Consider the following 26,764-nt stretch of genomic DNA (forward strand, 5'->3'; position numbering starts at 1 on the left):
GCATGGAACAGTTGAACTATCGCTTCACCGCGCGCGAACGCGCGAAGGGCGAGCAGGCCGCGGCGCTCGTCGGCGTGGTCGCGTCCGGCAATCTGGAGGTGCTCGTCGAGCGCGTGCTGCCGGGCAACGAGTGCGAGATCGACATCCGCACCGCGGCGGTCGGTTTCGGTGCGGTATGGCAGGCCGTCGTCACGGATTTCGTCGAACGGCGCACGCCGGGCGGCCTGAAGCTGTCGATCAACGACGGCGGCGCACGGCCCGACATGGTGTCGTTGCGGCTTGCCCAGGCCGTGCGTGCGATCGAGGGGGGCGCATGATGAGCGACGTGATCCACGACGCACCGGCATTCGTCGCGAACGGCGCGAGCTGGTACGAAGCATCGGCGCGGCAGCGCATCGACGGGCTGCTCGACGCGGGCAGCTTTGGCGAATTCCTCGGGCCGGCCGACCGCGTGACGAGCCCGCACCTGCCGCTGTTCGACCTGCCGCAGCAGTTCGACGACGGGATGGTGGTCGGCCACGGCCGGCTCGACGGCCGGCCGGTGTTCGTCGCCGCGCAGGAGGGCCGCTTCATGGGCGGCGCGTTCGGCGAGGTGCACGGCGCGAAGCTCACCGGGCTGCTGCGCGCCGCGCGTGAAACCGGCAAGCCGGTGCTGATCCTGTTCGATACGGGCGGCGTGCGGCTGCAGGAAGCGAACGCGGGCGAACTCGCGATTGCCGAGATCATGCGTGCGCTGGTCGAAGCGCGCGCGGCCGGTGTGCCGGTGATCGGGCTGATCGGCGGGCGCGCGGGCTGCTATGGCGGCGGCGGGTTGCTCGCCGCGTGCTGTTCGGCGCTTGCCGGGTCGGAGCAGGGGCGTATCAGCGTGTCGGGCCCCGAAGTGATCGAGACCAATCGCGGCGTCGAGGAATTCGATTCGAAGGATCGCGCGCTGATCTGGCGCACGATGGGCGGCAAGCACCGGCGGCTGATCGGCGGCGCGGATCGTTATGTGGCCGATACGCCCGATGCATTCCGTGCGGCGGCGCTCGAGCTGATCGGCCGCGCGCCGGCGTTCGATGCGGCGATGCTGCGCGCGGAGCAGGCGCGCCTTGAAGCGCGTGTCGCACGATTCGGCGAATGCAAGGATGCGCGTGACGTGTGGCGCACGCTCGGGGCCGACCAGCCGGAAGCGGTTCCGGGCATGCCCGACGACGAATTCGCCAAGCTCGCCGACCAGTTACAGGAGCCGCAGCATGACGCTCGATGAAGTACTGAATTCGCTGTTTCCCACGGGCCATTCGATCGTGCGAAGTGGCGGGCTGCTGACGGGCCACGCGGAACTGGCCGGCACGCGTGTCGACGTGATCGGCGTCGCCGACCGCTTGCCGTTCGGCATCGACGAAGCGCTGACGCTTGCATCGCGCGTGCTCGACACGATCGCGCGCGGCGGCGACACGCCGATCGTCGTGCTCGTCGACAGCGACAGCCAGCGGATGAGCAAGCGCGACGAACTGCTCGGCCTGAACGAAGGGCTGTCGCATCTCGCGAAGTGCCTGATGCACGCGGATCTCGCCGGGCACCGGACGATCGGCGTGCTGTACGGCCACACGGCCGCCGGCGCGTTCATCGCGACCGCGCTCGCGACGCGCACGCTGCTTGCCGTGCCGGGCGCCGAGCCGGAGGTGATGGACCTGCCGTCGATGTCGCGCGTGACCAAGCTGCCGATCGACGTGTTGAAGGAGATGGCGCGTTCGACGCCGGTGTTCGCGCCGGGGCTCGACAATCTCGTGAAGATGGGCGCCGTCGACGCCGTGCTCGATCCGGCCCGCGCGCTCGACGCGCAGGTCGGCGAATGGCTCGGCAAGCCGGCCGACCGCATCGACCGGCGTGCGGCGCGCGGCCGGCCGGTTGCGACCGACGTCGCGCAGCGCGTCGAGGCACTCGCGCGTGCCGCACGCTGAGTTGCCGCTGCGCCGCCACACGCTCGTCACGCTGACGGCGGCCGGGTGGGGCGCGGCCTTCGCGCGCGACCCTGCGCTCGCGGGCGATCCGCTCGTGCGCGCATGGGCCGAACGCGGCTGGCCGCTGATCGTGCGCCGTGCGTCGCCCGATGAAGCCGACGCCGGTCGCGTGCCGCTCGGACTGCCGCTGCCGCCTTCCGTAGGCAAGCGGCGCATCGCGCTGAACGCAGCCGCAGATGCGCTCGAGACTGTCGGCCCGCTGCCGACGCTGGCCGACGTGCTCGCCGCCGCGCCCCAAGCATGGCACGCGCCGTTGCGCGAGCTCGACGCGCTCGGCGCGCGCTGCGGCGTGCAGGGCCGCGTGTTCGGCAGCCTCGCCTGGCAAGCGTTGACGGGCGAGCCGTACCTGGGCCCGTCGTCCGATCTCGACATCGTGTTTCCGTTGCCGGAGGCCGCGTCGCTCGCGCCGCTGCTCGACGGCCTGGCGGCAATCGACGCGCGTGCGCCGATGCGCATCGACGGCGAATTGCTGCGCGCCGACGGCGCGGGCGTCAACTGGCGCGAACTGCACGCGCGGTTGCCCGAAGTCGCGGTCAAGACCGCGATCGCCGTCGAATTGATGGCGGCCGACGCATTCACCGGAGGCGCGCAATGAGCGCATGGGCTGCCAGCCGCCTACCGGCACCGTCCGATGCCGAGCGCATCGCCGCGCTGGCCGAACGCTGCCTCGTGCTGGAGATCGAGACCTACCCGAAGCCGGGGCTCGTCAGTCACGTCGACACCGGCAGTCACACCGACATGGATGCGGCGACGTTCGCGCGCAGCGCCGCCGTGCTGCGGCCTTACTTCGCCGAGCTGGCCGACGCAGGCGTGCGCGATGCGGACATGACCGTGCTGCGCAAGATCGGCCTGCGTGCCGAACACGCGATGCTCGCCGCGACCGGCGGCGTCAATACGCACCGCGGCGCGATCTTCGGGCTCGGGCTGTTGTGCGCGGCCGCGGGCCGGCGCACGATGCCCGGCGCGGTGCCGGAGGGGACGACGCTCGGCGCGTTCGTCTCCGCCCGCTGGGGCGCCGATATCCTTGGCGGCCCGCGTTTGCCCGACAGCCACGGCGAGCGCGCGAGCCGCCGCTACGGCGTCGGCGGCGCGCGTCGCGAAGCGGCCGACGGCTTCGCGACCGTGTACGCGGTTGGCTTGCCTGCGCTGCGCAGCGCGCAGCGCGATCTGCCCGGCGATCCTGAAGCCGCGCGCGTCGAAGCGTGCTTTGCGCTGATCGCCGCGCTCGACGATACGAATCTGTTGTACCGGGGCGGGCAGGGCGGCCTCGATTTCGCGCGGGCGACCGCCCGTGCTTTCGTCGCACGCGGCGGCGTGCGGGCACGGGACTGGCGGCTGCGTGCGGCTGCCGCGCACCGTGCGTTCGTCGCGCGCCGGCTGAGCCCCGGTGGCGCGGCCGACCTGCTTGCGATGAGCGTATTCGTCGATGCGCTCGAAGCCGACGGGAACCCGCAATGACGCTGGCCATCCTCTGTTCGGGACAGGGCGCGCAGCGTGCCGACATGTTCGACCTGACGGGCACGGCGCCGCAGGCCGAGGCGTTGTTCGCGCACGCGGGCCGGCTGCTTGGCGACGATCCGCGCACCTGGGTCCGGCAGGCCGGACCGGACGCGCTGCGCGAGAACCGCGCCGCGCAGATCCTCTGTACGGTCCAGGCGCTCGCCGCCGCCGCGCTGCTCGACGCGGCGTGGCCGCGCCGGCGCTGTGTCGCCGGCTACAGCGTCGGCGAAGTCGGTTCGTGGAGTGTCGCGGGGATGATCGAGCCGCATGACGCGCTCGACCTGGCCGACGCACGCGCCCGCGCAATGGATGCGGCGAGCGGCGGCGACGAGCGGATGGTGTTCGTGCGCGGCCTGACGCGCGCGCAGCTTGCGCAGCTGTGCGACGGTCGCGATGCGGCCATCGCGATCGCGAATCCCGGCGACGCGTTCGTCGTCGCGGGGCGGCAGGCCGATGTCGATGCGGTGGCCGACGATGCGGCCCGAGCCGGTGCACTGCGCGTCGCGCCCGTATGCGTGCGGATCGCGTCGCATACGCGCCGGCTCGCGGCGGCCGTGCCGGTGTTTCGCACGGCGCTCGCCGCGACGCATGTGCGGCGGCCGCTGCCCGGCACGCGGCTGTTTTCGGGGATCGACGGCGCGTCGGTGCTCGACGTCGACGCCGGCCTCGACAAGTTCGCGCGGCAGATGGCGGAGCCGGTCGAGTGGGCGGCCTGTCTCGCTGCCTGCGTGGAGGCCGGTGCGACGGCGTTTCTCGAACTCGGCCCCGGGCGGGCGCTGGCGGAGATGGCCGGTGGCGCGTACCCGGCGTTGCCGGCGCGCAGCCTCGTGGATTTCCGTTCCGTCGACGGCGTGACGAACTGGCTCGCGCGCGTCGCGGCCGGCTGACCGACGGGCCGAAAAAACAGGCTGAAACACAGTCGTCAGGCCCTCGTTCCACACTGTGTGTTGCGCCGGCGCAGCAGCGTCGCAGCCGGTGCTTGCCACGCGAATTGGCATCGCTACAATGGCGCCCGCCATGAGACCAGCCGCCATCCTTCTCGCCGCGCTTTGCTGCGCGACGAGCGCCCACGCCAGCCAGATTCCGTCCGACGCCGCATCGGTCGGCACATACTTTTCGTATGACAATGCGGCGGCCGACGCGACCGTCGACCTGATCGAACAGGCACAGCGTCGCGTGCTGCTGGCCGGCTATACGCACGTGCCGCCGGCGGTCGCGAGCGCGTTGCGCGCGGCGCGCACACGCGGGGTCGAGGTCCGTGTCGTGCTCGTGCGCTCGCCGCGCGCGGGCCGGTACAGCGGCGCCGGCTATCTGAAATCCGCGGGCATCGACGTCGCCATCGATTCGCGGCATGGCGATCCGGCGCCGCGCTTCGTGATCGTCGACGACAGCGTCGCGCTGACGACGTTGTCCGACGGCGCGGCCGCGCATGCGGAAACGGTGAACGTGTTCCAGCGCGCGCCCGAGCTCGCGCAATCCTACGCGCAATCGTTCTGGCGGCTGTACCGGCAGGCCGGCGGCCTCTGACCCTTTCCTTTGGCGTCGCGTACGCCGGTGTGACCCTGCTTGCATCGGCGCGGCCGATGAACCATGCTCGTTGACAGGCGCCAGCGCGGGATTCGCGCATCCGGCGCAACGGCAGGGAGCCGATCTTGACCGAGTGTTTTGCCGATCGCGCCGATGCCGGCCGCCAGCTGGCCGACGCGTTGCGCGATTACGCGGGGCGCAGCGATGTCGTCGTGCTCGCACTTCCGCGCGGCGGCGTGCCCGTCGCGTATCCGGTCGCCTGCGCACTGCGCGCGCCGCTCGACGTGCTGGTCGTGCGCAAGCTCGGCGTGCCGTTCGATCCCGAACTCGCAATGGGTGCGATCGCCACCGGCGGCGCGATGCATCTGCAGCGTTCGGTGATCCGTTCGATGGGCGTGTCGGACGCGCAGCTTGCCGACGTGATCGTGCGCGAGACGGCCGAGCTGCATCGTCGCGAAGCGCTGTATCGCGGCGCCATGCCGCCGCTGCCGGTCGACGGTCGCACCGCGATCGTCGTCGACGACGGCGTCGCGACCGGCGCGTCGATGCGCGTCGCGCTGCAGGCGCTGCGCGAGCGCCGCCCCGCGCGCATCGTCGCGGCGGCGCCGGTCGCGCCGGCGAGCGCACGGCACGCGTTCGACGATCTGGCCGATGCATTCGTCACGGTGTCGCAGCCGCTGCGGTTCTTCGGGATCAGCCAGTTCTACGCGCGCTTCGAGCAGACGAGCGACGACGAGGTGCGTACCCTGCTCGAAGCCGCGCGGCCCTGACGCCGCCTCACGGCCGCCTGGTGCGGCGCGGGCGCGGGCGGGCCGCTTCCGCCAATGCGAACACGCGCTGCAGCGCCGGATGGACCTCGCCGCGCCAGCGTGGCCCTGTAAACAGCCCGTAGTGATCGCAATCGTCGATGTCGACGCGATGGCGCTCGCCGGCCGCGAGGCCGCGACAGAGGTCCAGCGCCGCATGCGTCTGGCCGGCGCCCGTGACCGCGTCGCATGCGCCTTCGACGGTCAGCAGCGCGACGCCGCGCAGCGTGGCCGGCTCGACGCGTGTGTCGCCAACGTTCCACGTGCCGGTCGCGAGGCTCATGCGCTGGAACACGATGTCGACCGTGTCGAGGAAATAATCGGCCGGCATGTCGAGCAGCGCCGTGTATTCGCGCAGCGCGCGGCGCGCGCCGGCGAGCCCGGCCATGTCGAAGCGCGACGCGGCGAGCGCGTAGGCCTCGATCAGCGTCAGGAAACGCTGCGGATACAGCATCGCGATTTCGCCCTGCTGCAGATAGGTCGGGAACACGTGGCGCCCGTGCCCCGCGAAGCCGGGCGGCACGATGTCGATCAGGTGGCGGCGGCACCAGTCGAGCGAATGGGCGGCGGCGGCCGTGCCGAGTGCGCTCGGGTTCAGGCGCGCGTCGAGCGGGCCGCCGATCAGCGTGACGCTCGCAGGCGGTGCAAGGCCGCGAGCGGCGCGCAGCGCAAGCGCGCCGAGCGCCGGTACGGTCGCCTGGCACACGGCGACGACGTGCAGCGGCCGGTCGTCGTGCGCGAGCCCGTCGACGAAGCCGTCGAGCATCGCGACGTACTCGTCGAGCCCGAAGCGTCCCGCTGCGAGCGGTACGTCGCGCGCATTGCACCAGTCGGTCACGCAGACGTCGCCGTCGGCGAGCAGCGTCTCGACGGTTTCCCGCATCATCACGGCCGCGTGCCCGGCGAGCGGCGCGCACAGCAGCACCGTGCGCCGCGCGTCGGCACGCGCGAAGCGCCGCAGGTTGCAGAACGGCGTGCCGGCGGCGACCCGCTCGTCGACGCCCGGCCGCCCGATGTCGAAGCACGGCGGTCCGGCCGACGGTCCGAGCAGCGGTTCGAACAGGTCGTCGTAGCACGACGACGCGGCGTGCGGCAGCGTGGCCGCGGGCCACGCATCGAACGCGTGCCGCGTCGCCGCGCGCCAGGCGCGCATCCATTCCCGCTGCTGCTCGACGAGGGCATACCACATGGCGAACCTTGGGGCGGAAGGGGCGTGAATCTGCATTATGGTCACTGTGGCCGCGCAGCGGGAGCAGGAATGCGCGACCGTCTGCTGCGCATCAACCCTGCGGGCACGCTAGCCGATGCCGCGCGACGCTGCTACAGTCGTCGGTCCCATTCCCCAGAAGCGGAGCGTTTGCGATGAAGCTGATCGGCATGCTGGATTCCCCGTTCGTCCGCCGCGTCGCCATTTCGGCGAAGCTGCTCGACCTGCCGTTCGAACACGAGTCGATCTCGGTTTTTCGTCATTTCGAGCAGTTCAGCACGTTCAACCCGGTCGTCAAGGCGCCGACGCTCGTGACCGACGACGGCTCGACGCTGATCGATTCGTCGCTGATCGTCGACTATCTCGATCATCGCGTTGCGCCCGAGCGCCGCCTGCTGCCCGACGCCGCCGATGCGCGGCTGCGCGTGCTCGTGCCGGTCGGGTTCGCGCTGGCGGCGGCCGAAAAGACCGTCCAGGTCGTCTACGAGCAGGCGCTGCGCCCGGCCGACAAGCAGCACGCACCGTGGATCGAACGCGTGCTGAGCCAGCTCGAAGGTGCGTACGGCGCGCTGGAGCCGCTCGTCGCCGCGGCAAATGGCTGGTTCGGCGGCGCGCGGCTGCTGCAGTCCGACGTGACGGTCGCGGTCGCGTGGCGGTTCACGCAATTCATGGCGGCCGATTACCCGGTGCTCGCGCGGATCGATCCGGCCCGTTATCCGGCGCTGGCCGCCCATTCGGCGCGGGCGGAAGCGCTGCCGGCATTCGTCGAAACGCCGCTCGCGTAGGCCGGGCGGCGGGGCGTCAGGCCGCCGCGAGTCGCTGTCGGCTGCTCGCCGGCCTTGTCCGGCAAGCGTTTGCCGATTGTTCTCGGCGGCTGACAAGTGACTTCGCATTCGCGCGGTTTATCCGGGAGGCGCCGATCCCTAGAATCCACTCCATCGAATCACGCATTGCCAGATGGAGCCGATGATGAAAGCCCTGATCGAATCGAGCCTGTATCACCCGTCCGTGCTGTTGCCGCTTGCCGCGCTGACGCAGTTGATGGTCGAGCGCGATTTCAATCTCGGCCAGGTCGGGCTGATCGTCGCAGCTCGCGGCGCGCAGGCTGCCGTGTCGCGCTCGCGTGCGCTGATCTTCTGCCGTCATTGCGAAGCGCGCGCGTGAAGGCGTCCGCATCGAAAGGATGAAAAAAAGCCCGGCCGGCGTGAGCCGGTCGGGCGGATCGGGTTCGATCGGGCCCCGGCTTCGGCCGGGGCTTTTTCATGGGGCGACGCTCACGCGCGTGCCGGCGTCGCGACGCCGTACATGTCCGGCGCATCGTCCTCTTCGCGCAGCTTGCGCGCGAGCTGGTGCGCCTCGCGGCGCGTCGCGACGGCCGGCGGCGAGCCCTTCAGCGGCTGGCGCGCGGTTTCGGCGAGTGCGATCACCGACACGATGCCGATCACGGCGGCGCCCATCATGTAGTACGCGGGCATCATCAGGTTGTGCGTCACGTCGACGAGCCACGCGGTCACCAGCGGCGTCGTGCCGCCGAACAGCGATACCGACACGTTGAAGCCGATCGCGAGCGCGCCGTAGCGGATCTCGGTCGGGAACAACGCCGGCAGCGCCGACGGCATCACGCCGGTGAAGCACGACAGCAGCACGCCGAGGATCAGCAGGCCGCCGAACACCGACGCCGTGGTGCCGGCGTGAATCAGCATCATCGACGGGATCGACAGCACCAGCAGGCCGACACAGCCGGCGAGCATCACGGGCTTGCGGCCGACCTTGTCCGACAGGCGGCCGGCGTACAGCGTCATCGGCATCATCAGCACCATCACGATCAGCACGAGCACGAGGCTGTGCGATTCGTCGAAGTGCAGCGTCGACGACATGAAGCTCGGCAGGTACGACAGCACCATGTAGTCGGTCACATTGAAGATCAGCACGAGGCCGACGCACAGCAGCAGCGCACGCCAGTTGCGCATCAGCGTTTCGCGGAAACGCGTCTTCGGCACGGCCTTGTCCTGCGCTTCGCGCTCTTCGGCCTGGCGCTTGAACGCGGGCGTTTCCTCGAGCTTCATCCGGATGTAGAGACCGATCAGGCCGAGCGGGCCGGCGATCAGGAACGGCACGCGCCAGCCCCACGACAGCAGCGCTTCCTGCGACAGCGACGCGGTGAGCAGCGCGACGACGCCGGCGCCCATCACATAACCGATCAGCGTGCCGAATTCGAGGAAGCTGCCCATGAAGCCGCGGCGCTTGTCGGTCGAGAATTCGGCGATGAAGGTGGCGGCGCCGCCGTATTCGCCGCCGGTAGAGAAGCCCTGCACGAGGCGGGTGACGAGCAGCAGCACGGGCGCCATGATGCCGATCGACGCGTAGCTGGGGATCAGGCCGATCGCGAAGGTGCCGACGGCCATCATGATCATCGTCGCGGCGAGCACGCGCTGGCGGCCGATGCGGTCGCCGAGCGGGCCGAACACCATGCCGCCGAGCGGGCGTACGAGGAACGCGGCAGCGAACGTGCCGAAGGTGGCGAGCAGTTGCGCGGACGGGCTGCTGGACGGGAAGAACACCTTGCCGAGCGTGACGGCGATGTAGCTGTAGACGCCGAAGTCGAACCATTCCATCGCATTGCCGATGGCCATCGCGCTGACGGCGCGCTTGAGCAGGCTCTGGTCGACGACGGTAATGTCGTCCGCAGCGAGCGGGGCCTCGCCGGACGGCGAAGCGGAGGAAGAAGCAGCGGTCGGGCTGACGTGTGTTGCGGTCAAGGTCATGCACTCCTTTGACTGCGCCGGAACGGGCGGGCCGTCCGACACGGTTTGCCGGCGAGCGCGGTGTCGGATGCGGCGCGTCGAGGCAAACCATTAAGCACTTACTGCACAAAAGGCGGTAAAAGGCCGTAAGGGGCTGCGTCGACGCGGGCCCGATGGGCCGTCGCGACAGTGCGCTCATGAAGAATGGGCCGCGTGATGCAGGCGGCAGATGCCGGTGCGGACGGTGTGTCCGGCGTTCCGGCAACGCCCCGGAGGGGCAACGAAACGAGAAAAGCGGGCCTGTCGGGCGGGCTTTCCTGTGGGTGTAATTTCGGTCGAAAGGCCGGCCCGCAACGCGTGGACAGACTTCCTTCGAAATTGAATAGACAGGGATTGAATGTCGAAACAGGCGACATGATAGCACGATGACGGATGATCGCGCAAATTGCCGGGAGAGGCCCGCCTGGTGGGGCGGTCGGCAAGGCCTGCTCGGGTATGATCGGCGGCGCGCGGCGGGGCCGTGCCGCGCCCGGCGACGGGGGCGAATTCACGAGGAACCGGATGACCGAACTGATCAGGATCGCGGCGTTGTTCGCCGCTACGGCGCTGGCCGAAATCGTCGGCTGCTACCTGCCGTGGCTCGTGCTGAAGGACGGGCGCCCGGCCTGGCTGCTGGTGCCGGCCGCGCTGTCGCTCGCGCTGTTCGCATGGCTGCTGACGCTGCACCCGAGCGCGGCCGGGCGGACGTATGCCGCGTACGGCGGCGTCTACATCGCAGTGGCGCTGGTCTGGTTGCGGGTGGTCGACGGCGTTGCGCTGACCCGCTGGGACGTGGCCGGCGCGGTGCTCGCGCTCGGCGGGATGGCCGTCATCGCGCTGCAGCCGCGCGTGTAGGCGCGGCCGCAGTGCGAGTCGTGGGCGTCAGTTCGTTTCGGCGGCGCCCGCGTCGGCCGACGTGCGCCACACGCAGGTGCCCTTGACCGACTTGTCGAGCTCGTCGAGCTGCGCCTGGTGCGCGGCGAGTTCGTCGTCGCTCGCGGCCACCACGGCCAGATCGAGCGCGGCGAGCGACACGCGCTGACCGTTCGCCGTGCCGCCGTCGGCACCGCCGTCGTCGAGCATGTCGATCACGAGGCTGTCCTGGCCGCGCGTCATCGCGAGATACACCTCGGCGAGCAGCTCCGAGTCGAGCAGCGCGCCGTGCAGCGTCCGGTGTGCGTTGCTGATGCCGAAGCGGTCGCACAGCGCGTCGAGCGAGTTGCGCTTGCCGGGGAACATCTGCTTGGCCTGCACGAGCGTGTCGATCACGCCGCCGCATTGTTCGGTGAACGGCGGCTGGTCGAGCCGCGCGAATTCGGCGTCGAGGAAGCCAAGGTCGAACGGTGCGTTATGGATGATCAGCTCCGCGTCCTTCACGAAGTCGCGGATCTGGTTGGCGACTTCCGCAAATTTCGGCTTGTCGCTGAGGAATTCGGTCGTGAGGCCGTGCACCGCCAGTGCGCCCGGGTCGCTGTCGCGCTCGGGGTTCACGTAGAAGTGCAGGTTGTTGCCGGTGAGCCGCCGGTTCAGCAGCTCGACGCAGCCGATTTCGATGAGGCGGTCGCCCGTGCGGGCGTTCAGGCCGGTGGTTTCGGTATCGAGAATGATCTGGCGCATGTCGGGGAAAACAAGGAAAACAGGGGGAGCGGCCGGTGTTCAGGCCGTGAGCGATTCGACGCCGCGATTCGCGAGCGCGTCCGCGCGCTCGTTTTCGGGATGGCCCGCGTGACCCTTGACCCAGCGCCACTCGACTTCATGCTGCGCGACGAGCGCGTCGAGCCGTTTCCACAGGTCGGCGTTCTTCACGGGCGTCTTCGCCGCGGTAATCCAGCCTTTCTTCTTCCAGCCGTGAATCCACTCGCTGATGCCTTTCTGCACGTATTGCGAGTCGGTATGCACGACCACCTGGCACGGCCGCTTCAGCGCTTCGAGCGCGGCGATCACGCCCATCAGCTCCATGCGGTTGTTGGTCGTGTTCGGCTCGCCGCCGAACAGCTCCTTCTCCTGGTCGCCGTAGCGCATCAGTGCGCCCCAGCCGCCGGGGCCGGGGTTGCCCTTGCAGGCGCCGTCGGTATAGATGTCGATGGTATCGGTAGTCATGAATGTTCTTGATGGGTGGTCGGGGAGGCCGCCGGCGTCAGGCCCGGTGCGAGCACGGGCTTCTTCATCTTGATCTGGCCGACGAGACGCATGCCGCGCACGCGCTTGACGGCCGTCACCATGTAGACGGCGCCGAAGATCGGCCACCAGCGGTCGCCGGCGGCCTCCATGAAGCCGTAGCGGGCCAGCCACTTGTCGGTGACGAGCGGCGGCCGGTAGCAGCCGAAGCGGCCGCGTTCGAGATCGAAGCCTAGCAGCTTGATCCAGTCCTTGAGCCGGATGAACGCGATCTGGTCGCGCGTGGCCGGCACGAAAGGGTGGTTGGCCATGCGCCCGAACGATTGCCGCATGCCCCACAGGCTGAGCGAATTGAAGCCGGTGATCACGAGCTGGCCTTCCGGCATCAGCACGCGCTCGGCCTCGCGCAGCAGGCGGTGCGGGTCGGACGTGAATTCGAGCGTGTGCGGCATCACGATCAGGTCGACGCTCTGCGACTCGAACGGCAGGTCGAGCAGGTCGCACCAGGTCGTGCTGCGATCGGCGGGCGCGTGCTCCGGCGTGTGCGCTTCGCGTGCCCACGGGTACTGGTACGGCGCGCTTGCGCCGCTCGCCGGGTCGAGCACGAGGCCGCGATACGGCATGCGGTTCTCGCGCAGCGCGTCGAGCTGCGGCAAGCCGAGCTGCAACGCGTGGAACCCGAAGACGTCGGACACGATCCGGTCGAGCTGCGCCTGCTCCCAGCCCAGCACGTAGCGGCCGGGAGGCGAGTCGGTCCAGGCGGGCCAGTCTATAATTTGACGGTCAGACATAACGATGATTGCGCGCCCATGAACGAGCTGGAATACGTGCCGGTTCCGGCATTCGAAGACAACTATATCTGGCTCGTCTCGGACGGCCGCGATGCAATCGCCGTCGATCCGGGTGAAGCCGCGCCCGTACGCCGGGTTCTTGCCGAACGAGGCTGGCGGTTGACCGCTATTTTACTCACGCACCACCACGCCGACCACGTCGGCGGTGTCGATGCGCTGCGCAATAGCCAACCGGCCGATGTGCCGCTCACCGTTTACGGCCCCGCGGCCGAGGCGATTGGCGTGGTCACGCGGCCGCTGACGGGCGGCGATCGCGTGACGCTCGACGCACCGGCCGTCGCATTCGACGTGCTCGACGTGCCCGGTCACACGCGCGGCCACATCGCCTATTTCCAGGCGGCCGGGCAGCGCAACGCGGCGCCGCATGTGTTCTGCGGCGACACGCTGTTCTCGTGCGGCTGCGGCCGCCTGTTCGAAGGCACGCCCGCGCAGATGCTCGCGTCGCTCGACGCGCTCGCGGCGCTGCCGGGCGACACGCGCGTGCATTGTGCACACGAATACACGCTGTCCAATATTCGCTTCGCGCTCGCATGCGAGCCCGGCAATGCGGCGCTCGCTGCGTGGCGCGACGAAGCACAGGCGCTGCGCGCGCGGGGCGTGCCGACGCTGCCCACTACGATTGCTCACGAGCGTGCCGTTAACCCGTTCATGCGGGCCGACAGCGCGGCGATTCATGCCACGCTCGAGGCCGAGCTGCACGAAACAGTGCCGGATCGTCTGGCGGCATTCACGCTGATGCGCGAGTGGAAAAACCGGTTCCGATGATGATTTCCGGAGGACTCCAAAGCTCAAGCGGTGTCTGTAAAAATTGCTCCAAATGTAGGATTTCGCTGAGTTTTCGGTGTTTTTATTGACGTGAAGCACGCACTTCCGTAGTATCGCCTGCAATTTCCAGCCGTCGGAAGCCGAGATTTTCATGCGACTTATATTGAGTGCGATGGTGGTCCTGCTACTCGCCGCTTGTGCGAGCCAGGCCCCTGTCGCCAACAACGCCGCCGATTCGCAGGCGACGTCCAACTACCTCCGTAAATCAGCCACCGCCAAAGAAACTGTCGATGTCGACAAGCAATCCGTCGGCGACCTGACCAGTGCCGACTCCGATCTGTGGGGGCGCATTCGCCGCGGCTTCCAGATGCCCGACCTGCAGAGCGACCTCGTCGACATGCAGACGACCTGGTACACGCAGCGTCCCGATTACGTGCAGCGCATGACCGAGCGCTCGCAGAAGTACCTGTATCACATCGTCGAGGAGCTCGAGGCGCGTCACATGCCGACCGAGCTCGCGCTGCTGCCGTTCATCGAGTCTGCGTACAACCCGCAGGCGCTGTCGGTCGCGAAGGCGGCCGGCATGTGGCAGTTCATGCCTGGCACCGGCCGCACGTACAACCTGAAGCGCAACATGTGGCAGGACGAGCGCCGCGACGTGCTCGCGTCGACGAGCGCCGCGCTCGACTACCTGTCGCGCCTGCATGACATGTTCGGTGACTGGTATCTGGCGCTGGCCGCGTACAACTGGGGCGAGGGCAACGTGCAGCGCGCGATCGCGCGCAACCAGGCGGCCGGTCTGCCGACCGACTACCAAAGCCTGCGGATGCCGAACGAGACGCGCAACTACGTGCCGAAGCTGCAGGCGGTGAAGAACATCATCGCGAGCCCGCAGCAGTATGGCCTGACGCTGCCGGAGATCCCGAACCACCCGTATTTCGTGACGGTCACGACGTCGCGCGACATCGACGTCGCGGTGGCGGCAAAGCTCGCGAACCTGCCGCTCGACGAATTCCGCTCGCTGAACCCGTCGTTCTCGAAGCCGGTGATCCTCGGCGCGACCGAGCCGCAGATCCTGCTGCCGTTCGACAACGCGTCGGCGTTCGAGAAGAACCTGAAGGCCTACAACGGCCAACTGTCGACGTGGACCACCTATACGGTGAGCGAGCGTGCGCGCCCGGCCGCGATCGCCGAGAAGATCGGCGTGGACGCCGATACGCTGATGTCGGTCAACAAGATTCCGGCCGGCATGCGCCTGAAGCCGGGCTCGACGATCGTCGTGCCGCGCGGCGATGACGACGACGAGGACATCAGCGCCGACGTCGCCGAAAACGGCGCGCTCGCGATGGAGCCCGATGTACCCGACACCCGCAAGATGCTGATCCGCGTGCGCCGCAAGCAGTCGATGGCGGCGATCGCCGGCCGCTACGGCGTGTCGGTCGGCCAGCTCAAGGCGTGGAACCGCACGCACCGCGATCTCGCGATGCCGGGTCAGGCGCTCGTGCTGCACGTGCCGGTCGGCCGTTCGGTGCCGGCGGAGCCCGGTCCGGAGCGGATCGCGACGTCGGCCGGCGGTGCGCACATCGAGCGCGCCAGCCTCGCGGTGGGCGGCAAGTCGCACGGCGCGAAGCGCGGTGCGGCGAAGCCGGCCGCCAAGTCGGCGAAGGCTGCTCCGGCCAAGGCCGCTGCGCACAAGGGCAAGAAGAAGTAACGCAGTCGCGAGCGCATCGCACGGCCGACCCGGTTCGTGCGATTGCGTTATCATCCGACGAAATGCGACGAAACGCCGTCACCGAGGTGACGGCGTTTTTGTTTGTGCGCGGCGCGGGGGCGCTGCCGTGACTGTCTTCATATAACCAGGGGAAGTGATGTCGTCGGTGCAGGTGAGGGTGCTCGCGCTGTTTTCGGTCGGGTATTTCGTGTCGTATGTGTTTCGCGGCGTCAATCTGGGCTTCGCGCCGTTCGTCACGCATGAGCTCGGGCTGTCGGCCGCCGATCTCGGCCTGCTGACCAGCCTCTATTTCCTCGGCTTCGCGGGCGCGCAGATCCCGGCCGGTGTGATGCTCGACCACTTCGGCCCGCGCCGCGTGACGGCCGGCATGCTGTTGTTCGCGGCGGCCGGAGCGGCCGTGTTCGGCGCCGCGCATAGCCTCGGCACGATGATGGCCGGCCGGCTGCTGATCGGTGTCGGCGTATCGGTGTGTCTCGGCGCGGCGTTCAAGGCGCTTGCGCAGCATTTCCCGGTCGGCCGGCTGCCGCTCGTCAACGGTCTCGTGATGGCCGTCGGCGGCCTCGGTGGCGTGATGGTCGGCTCGCCGCTGACCTGGCTGCTCGGCTGGACGAGCTGGCGCGCGATCTGTTTCGGCCTCGCGGTGCTGACGGTGGTCGTCGCGGCGTCGATCGGCTTCGGCGCGCCCGAAGCGACGCAGGCGCGCCACCAGGGCGGGCTCGTCAGCCAGTTCAAGGGCACCTGGCACATCCTGAGCAGTCGCGCGTTCTGGAAGATCTCGTCGTTTTCCGTCGTCACGCAGGGCGTGTTCTACGCGATGCAGTCGCTATGGGTCGGGCCGTACCTGCGCGATGTCGCGGGGTTCGATGCGCCGCATGCCGCGCGTCTCGTGTCGGTGCTCGGCTTCGCGATGATGGCCGGCTGCGTCGGCTTCGGCGCGGCGGCGCGCGTGCTCGAGCGGCGCGGCGTGTCGGTCTACGCGTTCTGCGGCGTCGGGATGGCGCTGTTCGTCGCGACGCAGGTCGCGATCGTCGCGGGCGTGCCGCTGCCGCCGGCTCTGTTGTGGGCGGCTTACGGGATATTCGGTGGCGTCGGCATCCTGACCTACGCGGTGATGGCCGGACACTTCCCCGCCCATCTGATCGGCCGCGCGAACACGACGCTCACGCTCGTGATCTTCCTGCTGATCTTCGCGTTCCAGATCGGCGTCGGCGCGGTGCTGTCGCACTGGCCGGCGGTCGACGGGCGTTATCCTGCCGCCGCGCACTTCACCGCATGGGGCGTGCTGCTCGCGCTGCAGCTCGCGAGCGCGGTCTGGTACGTGTGGCCCGCGCGCGGCGCTGGTCAAGCGCACTGATCCGGCGGTACGCTGACGGGTAGGGCGGCTGCGGAAACGGGGCCGCAGCACGTTGCGCCGTGCGTCGCGTGCACGATCGGACGGCCATATCGATTGAAGATAGGGCCATTTTCAGGCTATAATTTGAAAGTTTGTGCTGATCAACCTCGCACCCTAGCGCCTACCTCATTCATCCCGTTCATCCGCCGCACGCCGCCTGCCGGGCGATGCCGCGAAGCCTCGTGCGCCACGCGCCGGGTTCGCGACTCGACAACGCAGACCGCGTCCAGCAAGCGACCACGCGCGCCCACGCAGCGCGGCGCTCGCGCGGCAGGGTAAACAGGTCGGCAGCAGGGTGTTCCCCAAGGAGCCTCCCGTGTTGCCGTCTTTTACTCCCGCCTTGCTTGCACTCGCCGACGGCACGGTCTTTCGTGGTTATTCGATCGGGGCCGAAGGCCACACGATCGGCGAAGTCGTGTTCAATACCGCGATCACCGGCTATCAGGAAATCCTGACTGATCCGAGCTACTCGCGCCAGATCGTCACGCTCACCTATCCGCATATCGGCAACGTCGGCGTCAACGCCGAAGACGTCGAAGCCACGAAAGTCCATGCCGCCGGCCTGATCATCCGTGATCTGCCCACGCTCGCATCGAACTTCCGCATGGACCGCACGCTCGGCGACTACCTGCGCGACGAAGGCGTCGTCGCGATCGCCGGCATCGATACCCGCAAGCTGACCCGCATCCTGCGCGACAAGGGCGCGCAGAACGGCTGCATCCTGACGGGCTCGGACGACGAAGCGAAGGCGATCGAGCTCGCACGCTCGTTCCCGGGCCTCGCGGGCATGGATCTCGCGAAGGTCGTGTCGACCACGAAGCCGTTCGAATGGAAGCAGACCGAATGGCGCCTCGAAGGCGGCTACGGCATGCAGGAAGCGCCGAAGTACCGCGTCGTCGCCTACGATTTCGGCGTCAAGTACAACATCCTGCGCATGCTCGCGGAGCGTGGCTGCCACGTGACGGTGCTGCCGGCACAGGCGAGCGCGGAAGATGCGCTCGCGCTGAATCCGGACGGCATCTTCCTGTCGAACGGCCCCGGCGATCCGGAACCGTGCGACTACGCGATCGCGGCCACGAAGCAGTTCATCGAGCGTGGCGTGCCGACCTTCGGTATCTGCCTTGGCCACCAGATCATGGGCCTCGCGGTCGGCGCGAAGACGCTGAAGATGAAGACGGGCCACCACGGCGCGAACCATCCGGTGAAGGATCTGGGCGACGGTCGTGTCGTGATCACGTCGCAGAACCACGGCTTCGCGGTCGACGCCGATTCGCTGCCGGCCAACGCGCGCGTGACGCACGTGTCGCTGTTCGACGGCACGCTGCAGGGTTTCGAGCTGACCGACAAGCCGGCCTTCTGCTTCCAGGGTCACCCGGAAGCGTCGCCCGGCCCGCACGACATCGGCTACCTGTTCGACCGTTTCACCGCGCTGATGGACGCGGCGAAGCAGCGCAACGCTTAAGTCACTGACGCAACCGAAGGACGGGAGATTCACATCATGTTCGGCCACGCACTCGGCATCACGGATATCTGGACCTACGTGTTCGGCGTGATCTTCATCATCCTGCTGCCGGGGCCGAACTCGATGTACGTGCTGTCGCTCGCGGCGCAGCGCGGCGTGAAGGCCGGCTATCGCGCGGCCTGCGGCGTATTCGTCGGCGATACGGTGCTGATGGTGCTGTCCGCAGCGGGCGTTGCGTCGCTGCTGAAGGCGAACCCGCTGCTGTTCTCCGTCGTCAAGTACGGCGGCGCCGCGTACCTGCTCTACATCGGCACGGGCATGCTGCGCAGCGCGTGGCAGAAGCTGCGTGCGCCGGCGAATGCGCCGGCCGAGACAGCGCCCGCGGTGGACGGCGAGCGGCCGTTCCGCAAGGCGCTGATCGTGAGCCTGCTGAATCCGAAGGCGATCCTGTTCTTCATCTCGTTCTTCATCCAGTTCGTCGACCCGGCATTTCCGCATCCCGCGCTGTCGTTCGTCGTGCTCGGGGCGATCGCGCAATGCGCGAGCTTCCTGTACCTGAGCACGCTGATCTTCGCGGGCGCGCGGCTCGCCGAGCATTTCCGCCGCCGCCGCAAGCTTGCGGCCGGCGCGGCGAGCAGCGTGGGCGGCCTGTTCATCGGTTTCTCGGTGAAGCTTGCGCTCGCGACCATGAGCTGAGCGCTGCCGGCCGACCCACGACAACGATTACTTATTGAATTCACAAGCCATGCCAAAACGCACAGACATCAAGAGCATCCTCATCATCGGCGCCGGCCCGATCATCATCGGCCAGGCGTGCGAGTTCGACTATTCGGGCGCGCAGGCTTGCAAGGCGTTGCGTGAGGAGGGCTACAAGGTCGTTCTCGTCAACAGCAACCCGGCGACGATCATGACCGACCCGAACACGGCCGACGTGACCTACATCGAGCCGATCACGTGGGAAGTCGTCGCACGCATCATCGAGAAGGAGCGCCCGGACGCGATCCTGCCGACGATGGGCGGCCAGACCGCGCTGAACTGCGCGCTCGACCTGCACCACCACGGCGTGCTCGAAAAGTTCGGCGTCGAGCTGATCGGCGCATCGCCGGAAGCGATCGACAAGGCGGAAGACCGCCAGAAGTTCAAGGAAGCGATGACCAAGATCGGTCTCGGTTCCGCGAAGTCGGGCATCGCGCACTCGATGGAAGAGGCGACCAAGGTGCAATCCGAGATCATGGCTGAGACGGGCGGCAGCGGCTACCCGGTCGTGATCCGTCCGTCGTTCACGCTCGGCGGCTCGGGCGGCGGCATTGCATACAACCGCGAAGAGTTCGAGGAGATCTGCAAGCGCGGTCTGGATCTCTCGCCCACGCGCGAGCTGCTGATCGAAGAGTCGCTGCTCGGCTGGAAGGAATACGAGATGGAAGTCGTGCGCGACCGCGCCGACAACTGCATCATCGTCTGCTCGATCGAAAACCTCGACCCGATGGGCGTGCACACCGGCGACTCGATCACGGTCGCACCGGCGCAGACGCTCACCGACAAGGAATACCAGATCCTGCGTAACGCATCGCTCGCGGTGCTGCGCGAGATCGGCGTCGACACGGGCGGCTCGAACGTGCAGTTCTCGATCAACCCGAAGGACGGCCGCATGGTCGTCATCGAAATGAACCCGCGCGTGTCGCGTTCGTCGGCGCTCGCGTCGAAGGCGACGGGCTTCCCGATCGCGAAGGTTGCCGCGAAGCTGGCGGTCGGCTACACGCTCGACGAGCTGAAGAACGAAATCACCGGCGGCCAGACGCCGGCATCGTTCGAGCCGACGATCGACTACGTCGTCACGAAGATCCCGCGCTTCGCGTTCGAGAAATTCCGCGAAGCCGATTCGCGCTTGACGACGCAGATGAAGTCGGTCGGCGAAGTGATGGCGATCGGCCGCACGTTCCAGGAATCGTTCCAGAAGGCGCTGCGCGGCCTCGAAGTGGGCGTTGACGGTCTCGACGAGAAGTCGACCAACCGCGACGAAATCGCGATCGAGATCCACGAGCCGGGCCCGGACCGCATCTGGTATGTCGGCGATGCATTCCGCATCGGCATGACGGCCGCGGAAATCTTCGCGGAAACCGCGATCGACCCGTGGTTCCTCGAGCAGATCGAGCAGATCATCCTGAAGGAAAAGGCGCTGTCGGGCCGCACGCTCGCGTCGCTGTCGTTCGACGAGCTGCGCTACGTGAAGCAGAGCGGTTTCTCCGACCGCCGCCTCGCGAAGCTGCTCGGCGCGACGCCGGAAGACGTGCGCAAGCGTCGCGTCGAACTGAACGTGCGCCCGGTCTACAAGCGCGTCGACACCTGCGCGGCCGAGTTCGCGACGAAAACGGCGTACATGTACTCGACCTACGAGGAAGAGTGCGAGGCGCAGCCGACCACGAACAAGAAGATCATGGTGCTGGGCGGTGGCCCGAACCGGATCGGCCAGGGCATCGAGTTCGACTACTGCTGCGTGCACGCGGCGCTCGCGATGCGCGAGGACGGCTACGAAACGATCATGGTCAACTGCAACCCGGAAACGGTCTCGACCGACTATGACACGTCCGACCGCCTGTACTTCGAGCCGCTGACGCTCGAAGACGTGCTCGAAATCGTCGACAAGGAAAAGCCGGTCGGCGTGATCGTCCAGTACGGTGGCCAGACGCCGCTGAAGCTCGCGCTCGATCTCGAAGCGCACGGTGTGCCGATCGTCGGCACGTCGCCGGACATGATCGACGCGGCCGAAGACCGCGAACGGTTCCAGAAGCTGCTGCAGGACCTCGGCCTGCGCCAGCCGCCGAACCGCACCGCGCGCGCGGAAGACGAAGCGCTCAAGCTCGCCGAGGAAATCGGCTATCCGCTGGTCGTGCGTCCGTCGTACGTGCTGGGCGGCCGTGCGATGGAAATCGTCCACGAGCCGCGTGACCTCGAGCGCTACATGCGCGAGGCCGTGAAGGTGTCGAACGATTCGCCGGTGCTGCTCGACCGCTTCCTGAACGATGCGATCGAGTGCGACGTCGACTGCATCTGCGACGGCGAAGCCGTGTTCATCGGCGGCGTGATGGAGCACATCGAGCAGGCGGGCGTTCACTCGGGCGACTCGGCATGCTCGCTGCCGCCGTACTCGCTGTCGAAGGAAACCGTCGCCGAGCTGAAGCGCCAGACGGGCGCGATGGCGAAGGCGCTGAACGTGGTCGGCCTGATGAACGTGCAGTTCGCGATCCAGCAGGTGCCGCAGGCGGACGGTTCGAAGCAGGACATCATCTACGTGCTGGAAGTGAACCCGCGCGCGTCGCGCACGGTGCCGTACGTGTCGAAGGCGACCAGCCTGCCGCTCGCGAAGATCGCAGCGCGCGCGATGGTCGGCCAGAAGCTTGCGCAGCAGGGCGTGACGAAGGAAGTCGAGCCGCCGTACTTCAGCGTGAAGGAAGCCGTGTTCCCGTTCGTCAAGTTCCCGACCGTCGATCCGGTCCTCGGGCCTGAAATGCGTTCGACCGGCGAAGTGATGGGCGTCGGCCAGACGTTCGGCGAAGCGCTGTTCAAGTCGCAGCTCGCGGCCGGTTCGCGCCTGCCGGAGTCGGGCACGGTGCTGCTGACCGTGATGGGGATGCCGACAAGCCGAAGGCCGTCGAAGTCGCGCGCATGCTGCACGACCTCGGCTACCCGATCGTCGCGACGAAGGGCACGGCTGCCGCGATCGAAGCGGCCGGCGTGCCGGTGAAGGTCGTGAACAAGGTGAAGGATGGCCGTCCGCACATCGTCGACATGATCAAGAACGGCGAGATCGCCCTCGTGTTCACGACGGTCGACGAGACGCGCCAGGCGATCGCCGATTCGCGTTCGATCCGCATGAGCGCGCAGGCGCACAAGGTCACGTACTACACGACGATGTCGGGCGCGCGCGCGGCCGTCGAAGGCTTGCGCTACCTGAAGGATCTGGAAGTCTATGATTTACAAGGTCTTCACGCTCGCCTAAACTAAGCAGTCAGTTACCTGTCGAAGCAACACGTGCCGCGATTAGGCGGTGTTTCCAGTGCATCGGAAGCGCGCTTAATCGCGGTGATTTTTTTTAAAGCCGTTTTTAGCGATTGAGCCGTTTATGAGCACCATTCCGTTGACAAAGCGTGGCGCAGGGCAACTGCGCGATGAATTGCAGCGCCTCAAGTCCGTCGAGCGGCCGGCCGTGATCAACGCGATCGCGGAGGCCCGCGCACAGGGTGATCTGTCCGAAAACGCCGAATACGATGCCGCGAAGGAAAAGCAGGGCTTCATCGAGGGTCGCATCGCGGAACTCGAATCGAAGCTGTCCGCCGCGCAAGTCATCGATCCCACGGTGCTCGACGCCGATGGCCGCGTGGTGTTTGCCGCGACGGTCGAACTCGAGGATCTCGAATCGGGCGACACCGTCAAGTACCAGATCGTTGGCGACGACGAAGCCGATATCGATCACGGCCTGATCTCGGTCAGCTCGCCGATCGCGCGTGCACTGATCGGCAAGTCCGAAGGTGACGTCGCGGCCGTGCAGGCGCCGAGCGGCGTGCGCGAGTACGAAATCATCTCGGTCAGCTACGTCTGAAGCGGGGCGACGTGATGCCGCATCGCGTGTTCCGTCTGCTGTCGGCCGTGTGGGTCGGCAGCCTGCTGACGATCGGGTATGCGGTCGCGCCCGTATTGTTCAAGACGCTGGAGCGGATGACGGCCGGTTCGGTCGCCGCCCAGCTGTTCCGTATCGAGGCGATCCTCGGTGTCGTATGCGGCGTGCTGCTGCTCGCGCTGTCGAACCAGCAGGTTCGACGCGGCAGCAGCGAATATCGCCGCGTGCGCTGGGTCGTCGCCGCGATGGTCGTGTGCGTGCTGGTCGGGTATTTTGCGTTGCAGCCGTTCATGAACGCGCTGCGGGTGGCCGCGATGGATGCGGGCACCGATATCGCGAACTCGCCGTATGCAAGCCGCTTCGGGATGCTGCATGGCGTCTCGAGCGTGTTTTACCTCGTCGAGAGCGTGCTGGGGCTGATGCTGATCTGGCGTTTGCCGGCGCGCGACGCCTGACGCGCGTGCCGCGCAGGCCCGGTCGATGCCGGGCCCGCGGGCAGGGAAGCGGTACGGCGTAGCCGTGCCGCCCCGATGCTTACTTGTCCTGGAACGGACGCTTCGTGCTGGCCTGGCGCTTCTTGGCGCGCTTCACGTTGCCGCCCGCCGTCACGCGCTCGTTGCCGCGTACGACGACCTTCGTCGGCTTCGGGCGACGCACGGGGCTCGCGTTCGGCGACACCTTGACGACCTTGACGGTGCGCGGTGCACGGCCTTTCTTGTCGTCGACGGCTTCGGCCGCGCTCGGCAGCGTGCCGGCACGACGGCCGCGGGCCGGGGCCGCTGCGGCGGCTTCGGGCTTCCAGATCACCAGCAGCTTGCCGATGTGCTGGATCGGCGCCGCGCTCAGGCGGTCGCAGATCTCGTCGTAGATCGCGACACGCTCGTCGCGTTCGTCGCCGAACACGCGGATCTTGATCAACTGGTGCGCGTTGAGGTGCACCTTGATTTCTTTCAGCACGGCGTCGGTCAGCCCTTCGGCGCCGATCAGCACGACGGGCTTGAGCGCATGGGCCTGGGAGCGCAGCGCGGAGCGCTCGGCGGGAGAAAGCGAAAGGGCGGGCATGGAAATGTCGAAATCTAAATAAGGGCGCGCTGACTGAATAGCGATCGCGGGAAGTTACCGCGTCAGTCGTGCGCCGAAACCACGTAAAATCGCGGCTTGGGCCTCAAAAGGGGCCGCAGCCGCGCGAAGAAGACGCGTATTATCCGCTAAAAGCGCGGCTTCACGAAGCAAATGGCAGCAATCTCTCTCTCGAATGGCAAAAAACCGCTTCAACCAGCACTGGCTGCACGACCACATCAACGACCCGTACGTCAAAATGGCGCAGCGGGAGGGCTATCGCGCGCGTGCCGCGTACAAGCTGAAGGAAATCGACGAGCAGGACAAGCTGATCCGTCCGGGCCAGGTGATCGTCGATCTTGGCGCGACGCCGGGCAGCTGGAGCCAGTATGCCCGCAACAAGCTCGCGATGGGCAAGAAGCGTGACGCGGAGCGCGAAGGCGGCATCGACGGCACGATCGTGGCGCTCGACATCCTGCCGATGGAGCCGATCGCCGACGTCCACTTCCTTCAGGGCGACTTCCGCGAGGACGCCGTCCTTCACCAACTCGAAGAAGTGCTCGAAGGGCGCTCGGTGGACCTTGTTATTTCCGACATGGCCCCCAACCTCTCCGGCGTGGCCTCGGCGGACGCGGCGCGCATCGAGCATCTGTGCGATCTGGCGCTTGAATTCGCGCAGAATCATCTGAAGCCGGATGGTGCGCTGCTCGTGAAGTGCTTTCACGGCAGCGGCTACAGCCAGATCGTCGAGAAATTCAAGCAGCAGTTTAAGACTGTCGCGCCGCGCAAGCCGAAGGCGTCCCGCGACAAATCGTCCGAAACGTTCATTTTGGGTCGGCATCTGAAGCATCCGCGGTGACGCGGAGCGGGATACCGCAAACGGGCTCCGGCCCTTGCCAGACAAGCGAAGCGCTATCGCGGCGGTTGTCAATGCTTATGGCGAGGGTGGTCGGACTGGATTAGAATGACCGAGGGGCGCCGCAAGGAAAATGTAGGCGCTCGTCTACGAGTGAAGGAGTGGTGCTTTGAACAACAATATGTTTTCGAAGGCAGCGGTGTGGCTGGTGATCGCACTGGTGCTGTTTACGGTGTTCAAGCAGTTCGACAAGCCCCGCGTCCAGGAAGGCGTGTCCTATTCGCAGTTCATGGACGACGCCAAGAGCGGCAAGGTCAAGAACGTCATCGTTCAGGGGCGCAACCTCACCGTCACTCCGGCTGATGGCCAGAAATACCAGATCGTGTCGCCCGGCGACATCTGGATGGTCGGCGATCTGATGAAGTACGGCGTGCAAGTCAGCGGCAAGGCCGACGACGAGCCGAACGCGCTGATGTCCGCGCTGTACTACCTCGGGCCGACGATCCTGATCATCGTGTTCTGGTTCTACATGATGAGGCAGATGCAGGGGGGCGGCAAAGGCGGCGCATTCTCGTTCGGCAAATCGCGTGCGCGGCTGATCGACGAGAACAACAACGCGGTGAACTTCTCCGATGTCGCGGGCTGCGACGAAGCGAAGGAAGAAGTGTCCGAGCTCGTCGACTTCCTGCGTGATCCGCAGAAATTCCAGAAGCTGGGCGGTCGCATTCCGCGCGGCGTGCTGCTCGTCGGCCCGCCGGGTACCGGCAAGACGCTGCTGGCCCGCGCGATCGCGGGTGAAGCGAAGGTGCCGTTCTTCAGCATCTCGGGTTCGGACTTCGTCGAAATGTTCGTCGGCGTCGGCGCGGCCCGTGTGCGCGACATGTTCGAGCAGGCGAAGAAGCATGCACCGTGTATCGTGTTCATCGACGAAATCGACGCGGTCGGCCGTCATCGCGGCGCCGGCATGGGCGGCGGCAACGACGAGCGCGAACAGACGCTGAACCAGATGCTCGTCGAGATGGACGGCTTCGAGGCGAACTCGGGCGTGATCGTGATCGCCGCGACCAACCGTTCCGACGTGCTCGACAAGGCGCTGCTGCGTCCGGGCCGTTTCGACCGCCAGGTCTACGTCGGCCTGCCGGACATCCGCGGCCGCGAACAGATCATGCGCGTGCACCTGCGCAAGGTGCCGATCTCGAACGACGTCGATGCGGCAGTCATCGCGCGCGGCACGCCGGGCTTCTCGGGCGCCGATCTCGCGAACCTCGTGAACGAAGCTGCACTGTTCGCCGCACGTCGTGGCAAACGTATCGTCGAGATGCAGGATTTCGAGGATGCGAAGGACAAGATCTTCATGGGTCCGGAACGCAAGTCGGCCGTGATCCGCGAAGAGGCGAAGCGCGCAACCGCTTACCACGAGTCGGGCCATGCGGTGATCGCAAAGCTGCTGCCGAAGGCCGACCCGGTGCACAAGGTCACGATCATCCCGCGCGGCCGTGCGCTGGGTGTCACGTGGCAGCTGCCGGAGCATGACAACGAGACGTACTCGAAGGACTACCTGATGGACCGCCTCGCGATCCTGTTCGGTGGCCGGGTGGCGGAAGAGTTGTTCATGAACCTCGTCAGCACCGGCGCGTCGGACGACTTCAACAAGGCAACGCAGACGGCGCGTGCGATGGTCGCCCGTTTCGGCATGACCGACGCACTCGGACCGATGGTCTACGTCGACGACGAGAACGACGCATCGCCGTTTGGCCGTGGCTTCACGCGTACGATTTCGGAAGCGACGCAGCAGAAGGTCGACTCGGAAATCCGCCGCGTGCTCGACGAACAGTACAGCCTTGCGCGCCGCCTGCTCGACGAGAACCGCGACAAGGTCGAAGCGATGACGGCTGCACTGATGGAGTGGGAGACGATCGACGCCGATCAGATCAACGACATCATGGAAGGTCGTCCGCCGCGTTCGCCGAAGAGCTCGCCGGCTGTTGGCGGCGATTCGTCGGGCGGCGGCAGCAGCGCCGAGGTCAAGCCCGGCAACGCGCCGGCTCCGGCTTCGCCGGCGGCGTAATCTCTCTGCTTTAGCACCG

26 protein-coding genes and 1 pseudogene are annotated in these 26,764 nt (G+C 67.4%); 21 read left to right on the forward strand and 6 right to left on the reverse strand.

Features of this window, described 5'->3' with window-relative positions:
- Window positions 1–2: 2 nt before the first annotated feature.
- From mdcC to KEC55_RS06255, 8 genes are all read left to right on the forward strand, one after another.
- Window positions 3–317, forward strand: a complete 315-nt coding sequence (mdcC, locus tag KEC55_RS06220) for a malonate decarboxylase acyl carrier protein (RefSeq protein WP_175856017.1) — start codon at window positions 3–5, stop codon at window positions 315–317.
- Complete coding sequence (locus KEC55_RS06225; RefSeq protein ID WP_282507166.1) at window positions 314–1,249, forward strand: biotin-independent malonate decarboxylase subunit beta; 936 nt, start codon at window positions 314–316, stop codon at window positions 1,247–1,249. Before mdcC ends, KEC55_RS06225 begins: the two co-directional genes overlap by 4 nt.
- Complete coding sequence (gene mdcE, locus KEC55_RS06230; protein WP_282507167.1) at window positions 1,236–1,943, forward strand: biotin-independent malonate decarboxylase subunit gamma; 708 nt, start codon at window positions 1,236–1,238, stop codon at window positions 1,941–1,943. The genes KEC55_RS06225 and mdcE overlap by 14 nt, the downstream gene beginning before the upstream one ends.
- On the forward strand, window positions 1,930–2,598 hold the full coding sequence (gene mdcG / locus KEC55_RS06235; protein ID WP_282507168.1) for a malonate decarboxylase holo-[acyl-carrier-protein] synthase: 669 nt from the start codon (window positions 1,930–1,932) through the stop codon (window positions 2,596–2,598). The genes mdcE and mdcG overlap by 14 nt, the downstream gene beginning before the upstream one ends.
- Entirely contained in the window at window positions 2,595–3,461 is an 867-nt protein-coding gene (mdcB, locus tag KEC55_RS06240) for a triphosphoribosyl-dephospho-CoA synthase MdcB (RefSeq protein WP_282507169.1), read from the forward strand. The genes mdcG and mdcB overlap by 4 nt, the downstream gene beginning before the upstream one ends.
- Entirely contained in the window at window positions 3,458–4,390 is a 933-nt protein-coding gene (gene mdcH / locus KEC55_RS06245; protein WP_282507170.1) for a malonate decarboxylase subunit epsilon, read from the forward strand. Before mdcB ends, mdcH begins: the two co-directional genes overlap by 4 nt.
- A gap of 118 nt (window positions 4,391–4,508) precedes the next feature.
- Window positions 4,509–5,030: a phospholipase D-like domain-containing protein gene (locus KEC55_RS06250; protein ID WP_176046985.1), complete on the forward strand. Its 522-nt coding sequence runs from the start codon at window positions 4,509–4,511 to the stop codon at window positions 5,028–5,030.
- Window positions 5,031–5,155: 125 nt separating this feature from the next.
- Window positions 5,156–5,800, forward strand: coding sequence for a phosphoribosyltransferase (locus KEC55_RS06255; protein ID WP_282507171.1), 645 nt, complete (start codon window positions 5,156–5,158; stop codon window positions 5,798–5,800).
- A 7-nt stretch (window positions 5,801–5,807) separates the two neighbouring features.
- On the opposite strand, the gene KEC55_RS06260 is transcribed toward KEC55_RS06255, so the two are convergent.
- Window positions 5,808–7,025 carry a polyhydroxyalkanoate depolymerase gene (locus KEC55_RS06260; protein ID WP_282507172.1) on the reverse strand — a complete coding sequence of 406 codons (1,218 nt, stop codon included), beginning with the start codon at window positions 7,023–7,025 and terminating at the stop codon, window positions 5,808–5,810.
- A 173-nt stretch (window positions 7,026–7,198) separates the two neighbouring features.
- Here KEC55_RS06260 and KEC55_RS06265 point away from each other — a divergent pair, with 173 nt between their 5' ends.
- Both KEC55_RS06265 and KEC55_RS06270 read left to right on the forward strand, forming a co-directional pair.
- The gene (locus tag KEC55_RS06265; protein WP_282507173.1) at window positions 7,199–7,828 is read left to right on the forward strand and encodes a glutathione S-transferase family protein; all 630 of its coding nucleotides are present in this window, start codon (window positions 7,199–7,201) and stop codon (window positions 7,826–7,828) included.
- A gap of 172 nt (window positions 7,829–8,000) precedes the next feature.
- Window positions 8,001–8,207 carry a hypothetical protein gene (locus KEC55_RS06270; RefSeq protein ID WP_282507174.1) on the forward strand — a complete coding sequence of 69 codons (207 nt, stop codon included), beginning with the start codon at window positions 8,001–8,003 and terminating at the stop codon, window positions 8,205–8,207.
- Between the two features lie 110 nt (window positions 8,208–8,317).
- On the opposite strand, the gene proP is transcribed toward KEC55_RS06270, so the two are convergent.
- Window positions 8,318–9,808, reverse strand: a complete 1,491-nt coding sequence (gene proP, locus KEC55_RS06275) for a glycine betaine/L-proline transporter ProP (protein ID WP_282507175.1) — start codon at window positions 9,806–9,808, stop codon at window positions 8,318–8,320.
- Between the two features lie 540 nt (window positions 9,809–10,348).
- Here proP and KEC55_RS06280 point away from each other — a divergent pair.
- A complete protein-coding gene (locus KEC55_RS06280; protein WP_282507176.1) occupies window positions 10,349–10,681 on the forward strand; it encodes a YnfA family protein in 333 nt (110 codons plus the stop codon).
- A 27-nt stretch (window positions 10,682–10,708) separates the two neighbouring features.
- Here the strand turns inward: KEC55_RS06280 and dnaQ are convergent, their stop codons facing one another.
- Genes dnaQ through KEC55_RS06295 form a run of 3 tightly spaced genes read right to left on the reverse strand, consistent with a single transcriptional unit; the run spans window position 10,709 to window position 12,735 of the window.
- Window positions 10,709–11,443 carry a DNA polymerase III subunit epsilon gene (dnaQ, locus tag KEC55_RS06285; protein ID WP_282507177.1) on the reverse strand — a complete coding sequence of 245 codons (735 nt, stop codon included), beginning with the start codon at window positions 11,441–11,443 and terminating at the stop codon, window positions 10,709–10,711.
- Between the two features lie 39 nt (window positions 11,444–11,482).
- Window positions 11,483–11,926, reverse strand: coding sequence for a ribonuclease HI (gene rnhA / locus KEC55_RS06290; protein ID WP_176046993.1), 444 nt, complete (start codon window positions 11,924–11,926; stop codon window positions 11,483–11,485).
- On the reverse strand, window positions 11,923–12,735 hold the full coding sequence (locus KEC55_RS06295) for a class I SAM-dependent methyltransferase (RefSeq protein WP_096472956.1): 813 nt from the start codon (window positions 12,733–12,735) through the stop codon (window positions 11,923–11,925). Before KEC55_RS06295 ends, rnhA begins: the two co-directional genes overlap by 4 nt.
- Window positions 12,736–12,753: 18 nt before the next feature.
- On the opposite strand from KEC55_RS06295, the gene gloB reads away from it, so the two are divergent.
- From gloB to KEC55_RS06335, 8 genes and pseudogenes are all read left to right on the forward strand, one after another.
- Window positions 12,754–13,560 carry a hydroxyacylglutathione hydrolase gene (gene gloB, locus KEC55_RS06300; protein WP_282507178.1) on the forward strand — a complete coding sequence of 269 codons (807 nt, stop codon included), beginning with the start codon at window positions 12,754–12,756 and terminating at the stop codon, window positions 13,558–13,560.
- Window positions 13,561–13,711: 151 nt separating this feature from the next.
- The gene (locus KEC55_RS06305) at window positions 13,712–15,271 is read left to right on the forward strand and encodes a transglycosylase SLT domain-containing protein (RefSeq protein ID WP_282507179.1); all 1,560 of its coding nucleotides are present in this window, start codon (window positions 13,712–13,714) and stop codon (window positions 15,269–15,271) included.
- A 157-nt stretch (window positions 15,272–15,428) separates the two neighbouring features.
- Window positions 15,429–16,646, forward strand: coding sequence for an MFS transporter (locus KEC55_RS06310; protein ID WP_282507180.1), 1,218 nt, complete (start codon window positions 15,429–15,431; stop codon window positions 16,644–16,646).
- A gap of 355 nt (window positions 16,647–17,001) precedes the next feature.
- A complete protein-coding gene (gene carA, locus KEC55_RS06315; protein ID WP_282507181.1) occupies window positions 17,002–18,147 on the forward strand; it encodes a glutamine-hydrolyzing carbamoyl-phosphate synthase small subunit in 1,146 nt (381 codons plus the stop codon).
- A gap of 36 nt (window positions 18,148–18,183) precedes the next feature.
- A complete protein-coding gene (gene leuE, locus KEC55_RS06320) occupies window positions 18,184–18,843 on the forward strand; it encodes a leucine efflux protein LeuE (RefSeq protein ID WP_282507182.1) in 660 nt (219 codons plus the stop codon).
- A gap of 49 nt (window positions 18,844–18,892) precedes the next feature.
- A pseudogene (gene carB / locus KEC55_RS06325) lies at window positions 18,893–22,149 on the forward strand (carbamoyl-phosphate synthase large subunit).
- Window positions 22,150–22,267: 118 nt separating this feature from the next.
- Window positions 22,268–22,744, forward strand: coding sequence for a transcription elongation factor GreA (gene greA, locus KEC55_RS06330; protein ID WP_059235025.1), 477 nt, complete (start codon window positions 22,268–22,270; stop codon window positions 22,742–22,744).
- A gap of 14 nt (window positions 22,745–22,758) precedes the next feature.
- Entirely contained in the window at window positions 22,759–23,217 is a 459-nt protein-coding gene (locus tag KEC55_RS06335; protein ID WP_021163361.1) for a DUF4149 domain-containing protein, read from the forward strand.
- 79 nt (window positions 23,218–23,296) lie between these two features.
- On the opposite strand, the gene KEC55_RS06340 is transcribed toward KEC55_RS06335, so the two are convergent.
- Window positions 23,297–23,824 carry a YhbY family RNA-binding protein gene (locus tag KEC55_RS06340; RefSeq protein WP_282507183.1) on the reverse strand — a complete coding sequence of 176 codons (528 nt, stop codon included), beginning with the start codon at window positions 23,822–23,824 and terminating at the stop codon, window positions 23,297–23,299.
- A gap of 193 nt (window positions 23,825–24,017) precedes the next feature.
- On the opposite strand from KEC55_RS06340, the gene KEC55_RS06345 reads away from it, so the two are divergent.
- On the forward strand, window positions 24,018–24,680 hold the full coding sequence (locus KEC55_RS06345) for an RlmE family RNA methyltransferase (protein WP_282507184.1): 663 nt from the start codon (window positions 24,018–24,020) through the stop codon (window positions 24,678–24,680).
- Between the two features lie 166 nt (window positions 24,681–24,846).
- Window positions 24,847–26,745 carry an ATP-dependent zinc metalloprotease FtsH gene (gene ftsH / locus KEC55_RS06350; protein ID WP_059235018.1) on the forward strand — a complete coding sequence of 633 codons (1,899 nt, stop codon included), beginning with the start codon at window positions 24,847–24,849 and terminating at the stop codon, window positions 26,743–26,745.
- Window positions 26,746–26,764: the final 19 nt, after the last annotated feature.

Origin of the sequence: Burkholderia cepacia (assembly GCF_029962485.1) — a bacterium.
Classification (GTDB): Bacteria; Pseudomonadota; Gammaproteobacteria; order Burkholderiales; family Burkholderiaceae; genus Burkholderia.